The organism is Variovorax sp. Soil_C_19, from assembly GCF_057657255.1.
Genome location: NZ_JBDGIV010000053.1, coordinates 1 through 227, shown reverse-complemented (window position 1 = coordinate 227; position 227 = coordinate 1). Strand labels below are relative to the sequence as shown.

The following is a 227-nucleotide window of genomic DNA, read 5'->3' as shown; positions in this document are numbered from 1 at the left end:
TTGGTCTGGAACGCGATGCCGTCGATCACGCCGATGATGTCGACGATCTTGCGCGACGAGGCATTGATCGAGGCCATCGTGTCGACCACCTGGCCGACCACACCGCCGCCCTTGACGGCCACTTCCGAGGCCGAGAGCGCGAGCTGGTTGGCCTGGCGGGCGTTGTCGGCGTTCTGCTTGACGGTGCTCGTGAGTTCTTCCATGGAGGCGGCCGTCTGCTCGAGCGA

At 65.2% G+C, this 227-nt stretch carries 1 protein-coding gene; it reads right to left on the bottom strand.

Annotated features, from left to right (window positions below):
• On the bottom strand, positions 1 to 227 hold a 227-nt coding region (locus tag AC3A6R_RS27185), incomplete at both ends, for a methyl-accepting chemotaxis protein (RefSeq protein ID WP_487866189.1).